The following is a 6,051-nucleotide window of genomic DNA, read 5'->3' on the forward strand; positions in this document are numbered from 1 at the left end:
TGGCTCGAACATTGGAGCATCGACAACCCAGAGGAACTCCCACTGACCATCTGCGATTAAACCGCAACGCTTTCCTATTTCAAGACGAGCAGCACCGAGAAGTTGCTGAGATGCAGAACGCTCGCCTGCTGCAAAGAAGATTGCATCACCATTCTTCGCACCGACGAGTGCTGCTATCCCTGCAGCCTCTGTTTCAGAGATGTTCTTAGAAACAGGACCACCGAGGGTTCCATCTTCGTTGACCAAGATGTATGCAATGCCTTTTGCGCCGCGAGCCTTTGCCCAGTCTTGCCAAGCGTCAAGTTCGCGACGCGGCGTTGATGCACCACCTGGCATAACGACTGCACCAACATATGGTGCTTGGAATACTCGGAAAGGTGTCTCTTTAAAGTAATCAGTGACTTCAACGAGTTCGTATCCAAAACGAAGATCCGGCTTATCTGAACCGTACCTATCCATCGCATCTGCATAGGTCATGTGACGAATAGGAGTTGGAATATCGTAACCAACGGATTCTTTCCAAATCTTTACCAGGATCTGCTCTGCTACAGCGAGAATGTCTGCTTGATCGATAAATGACATTTCAATATCGAGCTGTGTGAATTCTGGCTGGCGGTCTGCGCGGAAATCCTCATCACGGAAGCAACGAGCAATCTGGTAGTAACGCTCCATACCTGCAACCATCAAGAGCTGCTTAAACAACTGCGGTGATTGAGGAAGTGCGTACCAGCTACCTGGCTGGAGACGTACTGGAACAAGGAAGTCTCGTGCGCCCTCAGGAGTTGAACGAGTCAGATATGGCGTTTCAATCTCATGAAAATCAAGCTCTTCCATCACGCGACGAATTGCAGATGTAACACGTGAGCGAAGGCGAAGGTTTGCCGCTGGACGCTCGCGGCGAAGATCGAGATAGCGGTAGCGAAGACGAACTTCTTCACTAATCTCGGACTCTGATCCAGAGTCGATTGGAAATGGAAGAGGCGCAGATTCACTGAGAACAATGACATCTTCTGCAACAACTTCAATCTCACCAGTAGGGATATTGGAGTTTTCATTTCCCGCAGGGCGCTTACGCACCAAACCCTTAATCTGAAGACACCATTCAGCACGAAGTGAACCTGCAATAGCCTCATCCGAGATAACTACCTGAACAGAACCGGTTCCATCGCGTAGGTCGATAAAGGCAACGCCACCATGATCTCGACGACGTGAGACCCACCCTGCCAACGCGACAGTTGTGCCTTCGTGTGTGGCGCGTAGCGCGCCTGCATCATGTGTACGTAACATAATTGATTTCGCCTCTAACTGTGGAAGTGCTCAGAGATTATGCCCTGAGTACGGTCTGCAATTCGCCTATCTTAACGGAGATTGAAGTGCCGTCGCTCATGCGTTTGAGTTCTACAGCACCACTATCTCGTTCTGAATCTCCTATCACAGCTACAAATCGAGCGCCGCTCTTATCGGCACCCTTCATTGCGCCCTTCAAGGAACGATCTCCAAATGCAAGCTCGACGGTAAATCCCTCACGACGACAGTTGGCTGCAACTGTGAGTGCGAAGGCCTTCATTTCTTCTCCGAGGGGAATGATGAAGAGGTCTGTTGTGAATTCACCGACTGGAAGTGTGTTCTCAGCGATAGCTGCGAGCAGTGCACGATCCACGCCAAGACCAAAGCCGATTCCAGAGAGCGCCTGTCCCCCGAGAACCTCCATGAGGCCGTCGTATCGTCCACCGCCACCGATGCCACTTTGAGCACCGAGATCGTCATGGACGAACTCAAAAGTTGTTCCCGTGTAGTAATCGAGTCCACGAACCATGCGTTGATTGACGAAATAGGAAATACCGAGCGCATCGAGATAACTCTTTACTTGCTCAAAATGATTTCTTGAATAATCCGAGAGGTAGTCCATCAATATAGGTGCATCCTGCATCGCATTCTTAATTTCAGGACGCTTATCATCAAAGATGCGAAGCGGATTTATCTCGGCTCGTGTACGCGTTGCTTCATCTAAATCTAACTTGTTGAGGAAATTCATCAAATCAACGCGATGCGCAGCACGTGATGCAGCATCGCCTAAGGATGTGATTTCAAGTCGATAATTCTTGAGACCTAGATTCTTGAAACCCTGATCTGCAATGGCAATAACTTCAGCATCCAGCGCCGGGTCATCGATACCGATGGCTTCGATACCCACTTGGTAGAACTGACGATAGCGTCCTGCTTGCGGCCGTTCAGCTCGGAAGAATTGCCCGGAGTACCACACTTTCACTGGTAGCTGACCTCGATCGAGGTTGGATTCGATCACGGCGCGCATCACTCCGGCCGTGCCCTCTGGACGAAGTGTGATGGAACGTCCGCCGCGATCTTCAAAGGTATACATCTCTTTCGTGACTACATCAGTCGATTCACCAACGCCGCGGTTAAAGAGAGAGGTATCTTCGAAGACTGGTAGTTCCATCAATTGATATCCAGCACGCTTGGCAGGGGAAATCAATTGTTCGCGAACCCATTCAAAACCTTGAGACTCTGGAGGTAGATATTCGCGTACACCTTTAGGTGCAAATAACTTCTCAAATTTCATCATCAACCCTTCGTCACTGCAATTCTTGCAGATATGGATTGTTTTTGCGCTCATATTTGATAGTGGTCTCGCCACCATGTCCGGGCAAAACGCGAATATCGTCCGAGAGCGGTAATACTTTTTTTGAAAGGGTGTTGCGCATATCAGATGAGCTTCCAGTTGGCAGGTCTGTACGGCCAATCGAACCAGCAAAGAGAACATCACCGCTTATCAATGTTTCATCATTGATAAGAAACATCAGCGACCCTCGTGTATGACCGGGAGCATGGATAGCCCGAATGTTGAGTCCCACGAAATTAAGAAGCGAACCATCTTTGAGGTTTTCAACTGAAATGGGTTCTTCAAAGTGCATGCCACGAAGTTGTTCGACAAATTGCGGTCCATGAATTCCAGCAGGGTCCGCAATGAAACGGCGGTCTTCCGAGTGAATGTAAGCGGGGATTCCATATCCATCGGCAAGTGGCTTTACAGAGAAGGTGTGATCGAGATGTCCATGGGTCAAAATTGCAGCGACCGGCTTCAGACCTTCCTCGGCCACAATCATCTCTACCTCTGCTGAGATATCTGTCATGCCAGGGTCGACGATGATGCATTCTTGACCTTTACCTGCGGCAATAATCCAACAGTTAGTGGCAAACATCGGGGCCAGAAATGAGCGTACGAGCATCGTTCGAGCCCTTCCAATAAGCGTGCGATTTACGACGATAGGAGGGACAGGGTACCTTTTCCCCATAACAAACGCTGATAACGGAAGCCACACTGGCTAACGCGCTGAAAGGGATCACCATGACACAGACACATAACCCAACCGAGCTTGCACACGCAGCAAAGGCGCATGTCAGTGCGGCTACCGCCCTGATCGGAGATCCCTCACAGTTCGGCCGAGTCGCAGAAGATGGGACAGTCTACGTTCGCACCCCGCAGGGCGAAAAGGCTGTCGGCTCCTACCCAGGCAAGAGCCCTGAAGAAGCACTCGCCTACTTTGTACGAAAGTTTGAAGCTCTAGCATCTGAAGTCGCGCTAACTGCAGCACGCATCACAAGCGGTGCGATGGTTCCACAGGATGCCTATGACGCGGTTAAGAAACTTCGTACACAAGTGGCAGAACTCAATGGCGTCGGCGATCTCGCTGCTCTTGCTGCATCAGTAGAGCAGATTGAGCCTTTGATTGAAGGTCATCGCGAGGCCTACGAAGCAAAGAAGGCTGCAGAATCTGCAGCTAAGGCTGCTCGTCGAGAACAAATTGTGGTTGAAAAAGAGAAGATTGTGGCTGAGGCAGAATCACTTGCTCTCTCTGAAAATTGGAAGGCGACCGGCGATCGCCTCAAGACGCTTCTCGATGAGTGGAAGGCAGCTCCTCGTCTTGATAAGAAGACCGATGGCGATTTTTGGAAGCGTTTCTCTGCATCACGCAACAAATTTGATAAACGCCGCCGTACTCACTTTGCTCAACTAGAGGTCGCGTCTTCAGTTGTATCTGCAGCGAAAGAAGCAATCGTCGCAGAAGCCGAGAAGCTCTCTGTCAGCACTGATTGGGTCCCAACAGCACGCCGCTTCAAGGTACTCATGGATCAGTGGAAGGCCGCTGGTCGCGGTAAAAAGAACGATGACACTAAGCTCTGGAATCGTTTTAAATCCGCGCAGGATCAGTTCTTCGCTGCAAAGAATGCAGATCTTGAAAAGCGTGAAGTCAGCATGGCTGCAAATCTCATCAAACGTGAAGAACTTATCCTTAAAATCGAAGCTCTCCTGCCATTTACAGATGTCAAAGCCGCAAAGACTTCCTTCCGCGAATTGATGAATGAGTGGACAAAGATAGGTATTACCAACCGTGATAAGCGCGCAGCCCTTGATGCTCGCCTCGCTGTCGTCGAGGAGGCTATTAAGAGCGCAGAAGCTGAGATCTGGCGTAAAAGTGATCCTGCCGCAAAGGCACGCGCAGCAGATGTTGTGGCACAGTTAACTGAATCTATTGCGAACTACGAGAAGGCTGCTGCGAAGGCACAGGCTGCTGGAAATGCAAAGAAGGCTCAGGATGCACTCGATTCAGCTGCCGCTCGTAAGGTGTGGCTTGTAGAGGCTGAAAAGTCTCTTGCAGAATTTAAGTAACTGTTCCGTTACGTTCTATAAACATCGTAGACACCTTCGACGTTTCTTACCGCTGCAAGAACGCTGTCGAGGTGCTTGGCATCTGCCATTTCAAATGTGAACTTTGAGATTGCTACTCGATCCTTAGATGTACTGACTGCCGCGCTCAAAATATTGACATGCTGTTCCGAAAGAGTTCTAGTCACATCTGCAAGAAGCCGCGCTCTATCAAGAGCTTCAATCTGGATATTCACGAGGAAGATACTTGCGGCGCCTGCAAGCCATGAGACAGCTACAACTCGCTCCCCTTGATGTTCGACAAGATCTTGTGCATTTCGACAGTCATCCCGGTGAACAGAGATACCAGAGCCTTTGGTGATGAACCCCATGATTTCGTCCCCAGGAACGGGCGTACAGCAACGGGCGAGTTTTACAAGAACGTCATCAACGCCTTCTACCTTAATTGCACTCGATGTGCGCTTTGCCGCTTGGCTATCTGTCGGAATGTATTCGACTGATGGTTCTGGATGTGAATCCTCGACACCCATCGAAACAATAAGCTTCTCAATAATTGATGCGGCGGATACATGGCCATCACCGACGGCGCTATAGAGAGCATCGATGTCAGCATAATGAAGATCATGAGCCAGTTCTAAGAGTGCGTGTCCTGCAAAGATCTTCTGCAAGGGAAGTCCTGCCTTACGCATCTGGCGCGCAATGGATTCACGTCCAGCATCAATAGCTTCCTCACGGCGTTCCTTGCTAAACCACGCTTTGATCTTTGAACGAGCTCGTGGGCTTTTAACAAAGTTAAGCCAATCACGACTTGGTCCTGCTGAATCAGACTTATTCGTAACAATCTCCACTACATCACCATTGGAAAGCTTTGATTCAAGCGGAACAAGTCGACCGTTAACCTTGGCGCCAGCGCATCGCAGGCCAACATCGGTGTGTACCGAGAAAGCAAAATCCACTGGCGTAGAACCACCAGGCAGAGCTATCACTGAACCCTTAGGGGTAAATACGAAAACTTCAGGACTTCCCAAGTCGAAGCGAAGAGCTTCGAGGAATTCAGATGGATCTTCTGTCTCTTTCTGCCATTCGTGAAGTTGGCGAAGCCAGAGCATTTCCGGAGATTTCTGGTCTCCCCCTTGCTTGTACTTCCAGTGTGCGGCGATACCGAACTCGGCTCGACTATGCATGTCATAGGTACGAATCTGAATCTCAATCGCCTTACCGTTAGGACCAATAACAGTTGTATGCAACGACTGATAGAGATTGAACTTAGGCATGGCAATGTAATCTTTAAAACGACCAGGTATAGGGCTCCACCGTGCATGGATTGAACCAAGTACTGCGTAGCAATCTTTCACATCGTTAAC

The 6,051-nt window shown here is 49.7% G+C and carries 5 protein-coding genes; 1 reads left to right on the top strand and 4 read right to left on the bottom strand.

All coding sequences use genetic code 11. The features are described from left to right. The 3 genes from aspS to ACKOVI_RS04320 form a co-directional block, all read right to left on the bottom strand. Positions 1-1,287: aspartate--tRNA ligase (gene aspS / locus ACKOVI_RS04310; protein WP_509602815.1), on the bottom strand; the 1,287-nt coding region annotated here is incomplete at its 3' end. Between the two features lie 37 nt (positions 1,288-1,324). Then, a complete protein-coding gene (gene hisS / locus ACKOVI_RS04315; RefSeq protein WP_509602819.1) occupies positions 1,325-2,581 on the bottom strand; it encodes a histidine--tRNA ligase in 1,257 nt (418 codons plus the stop codon). A gap of 13 nt (positions 2,582-2,594) precedes the next feature. Then, positions 2,595-3,248, bottom strand: a complete 654-nt coding sequence (locus ACKOVI_RS04320; protein WP_509602816.1) for an MBL fold metallo-hydrolase — start codon at positions 3,246-3,248, stop codon at positions 2,595-2,597. 119 nt (positions 3,249-3,367) lie between these two features. Between ACKOVI_RS04320 and ACKOVI_RS04325 the strand changes: the two genes are divergently transcribed. Continuing rightward, a complete protein-coding gene (locus ACKOVI_RS04325; RefSeq protein ID WP_509602817.1) occupies positions 3,368-4,690 on the top strand; it encodes a DUF349 domain-containing protein in 1,323 nt (440 codons plus the stop codon). An 8-nt stretch (positions 4,691-4,698) separates the two neighbouring features. Here ACKOVI_RS04325 and ACKOVI_RS04330 read toward each other — a convergent pair. After that, on the bottom strand, positions 4,699-6,051 hold a 1,353-nt coding region (locus ACKOVI_RS04330), incomplete at its 5' end, for a RelA/SpoT family protein (RefSeq protein ID WP_509602818.1).

It is taken from the genome of Candidatus Planktophila sp. (assembly GCF_046070465.1).
GTDB lineage: Bacteria > Actinomycetota > Actinomycetes > Nanopelagicales > Nanopelagicaceae > Planktophila.